Origin of the sequence: Rhizobacter sp., assembly GCF_031412075.1 — a bacterium.
Classification (GTDB): Bacteria; Pseudomonadota; Gammaproteobacteria; order Burkholderiales; family Burkholderiaceae_C; genus Rhizobacter.
This window is the reverse complement of record NZ_JANOCG010000686.1, coordinates 1-3,133: the sequence shown is the minus strand read 5'-3', so window position 1 is coordinate 3,133 and position 3,133 is coordinate 1. Positions and strand designations below refer to the sequence as shown.

At 62.9% G+C, this 3,133-nt stretch carries 3 protein-coding genes; all 3 read left to right on the top strand.

Features of this window, described 5'->3' with window-relative positions:
• The first annotated feature begins 267 nt into the window (after positions 1 to 267).
• Positions 268 to 1,683, top strand: coding sequence for a type I glutamate--ammonia ligase (glnA, locus tag RMO40_RS25435; protein ID WP_309726793.1), 1,416 nt, complete (start codon positions 268 to 270; stop codon positions 1,681 to 1,683).
• A gap of 139 nt (positions 1,684 to 1,822) precedes the next feature.
• Complete coding sequence (locus RMO40_RS25430; RefSeq protein WP_309726791.1) at positions 1,823 to 2,347, top strand: hypothetical protein; 525 nt, start codon at positions 1,823 to 1,825, stop codon at positions 2,345 to 2,347.
• A 74-nt stretch (positions 2,348 to 2,421) separates the two neighbouring features.
• A partial coding sequence (locus RMO40_RS25425) for a histidine kinase dimerization/phospho-acceptor domain-containing protein (RefSeq protein WP_309726789.1) occupies positions 2,422 to 3,133 on the top strand: 712 nt, incomplete at its 3' end.

Genomic DNA, 3,133 nt, shown 5'->3' with positions numbered 1-3,133 from the left:
GCTGGTGCGCTGAGCCAAAAACCGGAGTTCCAAAGTGGTGCGTGAATTTGCACCACTTTGGTTCATTTCCCGGGCTGACTCAGTGCCCGTGCACCAAGCCAAGTGCGCTGCGGCGAGTGCTGGCGCAGGCACGTGTATTCGGAGCGGGTCGCGGGCATGCTTTCTGCTACATTCCTGTGCGCATTTTCGAGGCCGCTCGTGCTCGGATCTGCCTGCAACACCCCCTCGAATTCAACCCCTAAAAAGCATCTCGCTAGGAGCTCCCTGATGGCCAAGACCGTTGCCGACGTCATGAAGATGGTGAAGGAGAACGAAGTCAAGTTCGTCGACTTCCGTTTCACCGACACCCGCGGCAAAGAGCAGCACGTTTCCGTGCCTGTCTCTCACTTCGATGAAGACAAGTTCACGGCGGGCCACGCTTTTGACGGCTCCTCGATCGCCGGCTGGAAGGGCATCGAAGCCTCGGACATGCAACTCATGCCCGATCCCAACACCGCCAACATCGACCCGTTCTTCGAAGAGCCCACCCTGATCCTGACCTGCGACGTGGTCGAGCCCAGCGACGGCAAGCCCTATGAGCGCGATCCGCGCTCGCTGGCCAAGCGGGCCGAGGCCTACATGAAGTCGACCGGCCTGGGCGACACCGCCTTCTTCGGCCCGGAACCCGAATTCTTCGTGTTCGACAGCGTGCGTTGGGGCAACGACATGTCGGGCTGCTTCTCGAAGATCGAGTCCGAAGAAGCCGCCTGGAACACCGGCAAGGAATACGAGCACGGCAACTCCGGCTACCGCCCCACCGTCAAGGGCGGCTACTTCCCCACGCCCCCGGTCGACAGCATGCAAGACATGCGCTCCGAGATGTGCCTGGTGCTCGAATCGCTGGGCATTCCTTGCGAAGTGCATCACCATGAAGTGGCCAACGCCGGCCAGATGGAAATCGGCACCAAGTTCAGCACGCTGCTGCAGCGCGCCGACTGGGTCCAGCTGCAAAAGTACGTGATCCAGAACGTCGCCCACGCCTATGGCAAGACCGCGACCTTCATGCCCAAACCCATCGTTGGCGACAACGGCTCCGGCATGCACGTGCACCAGTCGGTCTGGAAAGACGGCAAGAACCTGTTCGCCGGTGACGGCTACGCCGGCCTGAGCGAATTCGCGCTGTTCTACATCGGCGGCATCATCAAGCACGCTCGCGCGCTGAACGCCATCACCAATCCGGGAACCAACTCGTACAAGCGCCTGGTGCCGGGCTACGAAGCCCCGGTGAAGCTGGCTTATTCGTCGAAGAACCGCTCGGCTTCGATCCGCATCCCGCACGTGGCCAACCCCAAGGGCCGCCGTGTCGAGGCGCGTTTCCCGGACCCGCTGATGAACCCGTACCTGGGCTTCTCGGCCATGTTGATGGCCGGTCTCGACGGCGTGGAAAACAAGATCCACCCGGGCGAAGCCGCCACCAAGGACCTGTACCACCTGCCGCCGGAAGAAGACAAGCTGATCCCGACCGTCTGCCACAGCCTGGATCAAGCGCTCGAGTACCTCGACAAGGACCGTGCCTTCCTGACCAAGGGTGGTGTGTTCACTGACGCCTACATCGATGCCTACATTGACCTGAAGATGCAAGACGTCACGCGTTTCCGCATGGCGACCCATCCGGTCGAGTTCGACATGTACTACACGCTCTGAACCCGCGAGGGCTCTGCGTATCCAAGGGACGGCCATGCCGTCCCTTTTTTCGTTTGCGAGCGGCAATCGGCCACAATCCCGGGCATGGCCCTGTCACCCGGCGCACCGATGCCCGCGTTACAGAGTCAGAGGTGACTACATGACATCAGTGCATTTCAAGCTGTCCGTGACTTTGCTGGCTGCCTTTGCAGCGACTGCGTCCTGGGCTCAGGACCCCAACAAGCCCGTGTACCGCTGCCCCGGCAACCCGGTGCTCTACACCGACAGCCTGTCGGCCAAGGAGGCCAAGGAAAAGGGCTGCCGCACCTTGGAGGGTGCGCCCATCACGGTGATCCAGTCCGTCAAGCCTCGCCCGGGCGCTCCGGTGCCATCGGCCAGCCGCGGCGAGGGCTCGAAGGTGGAAGCCAATGAACAACGCGCCCGCGACACCGACGCGCGTCGCATTCTCGAAAACGAGTTGAGCAAGGAAGAAGAGCAGTTGGCCGCTCTTCAGAAGGAGTTCAACAGCGGCGAGCCCGAGCGCCGAGGCGACGAGAAGAACTACCAGAAGTACCAGGACCGTGTGGCCGAGATGAAGGCCAGCATTGCTCGCAAAGAAAGTGACATCGCAGCCCTCAAGCGCGAACTAGGCAAGCTGCCGCAACAAGCTCCCAAGCTGCAGTGAGCCCGGTCAGCGCCCGGCCGCCTGCATCGGCCCCTCAACCCCTCTCATTCCAGGCGTTTGACCACTTGGCCACCATGGTGGCAGTGGTTCACCGCGAAGGGCATTGCCTGTTTGCCAATGCCGCTTTCGAGCATGTGCTGGGGCTGTCTCGCCGCAGCGTGTTGCGCGGCTCGTTGTTTGACTGGTTCGTCGACGCCCACATCGTGCGCGAAACGGTGGCTGCGGTCGCGCGCAACGATTTCGCCACCAGCCGCTTCGAGGCGCTGCTGCGCCGGCCGGCCTCGGTTCACAGCGACCCGCTGCCCGTGCACGTGATCGTCAACCAGATGGACCGGGCCGACCAGGTGATCGTCGAGCTGGTTGAAATCGAGCAGCAGACCCGCCAAGACCGCGAAGAGCGTGCGCTGGGCCAGGCGCAGGCCAACAAGGAGCTGATCCGCAACCTGGCGCACGAGATCAAGAACCCGCTGGGGGGCATTCGCGGCGCGGCGCAGCTGTTGGAGATGGAAGTCGAGTCACGTGCTTTGACGGAATACACCCAGGTCATCATCCAGGAGGCCGACCGCCTGCAGGCGCTGGTGGACCGGCTGCTGGCGCCACACCGCAAGCCGCATGTGGTCAGCGATGTCAACATCCATGAGGTGTGCGAGCGGGTGCGCTCGCTGATCCTGGCCGAGTTCCCGCGCGGCCTTGCCGTGCGGCGCGACTACGACACCTCCATCCCCGAATTCCGCGGTGACCGCGAGCAGCTCATCCAGGCGGTGCTCAACATCGCGCACAACGCCG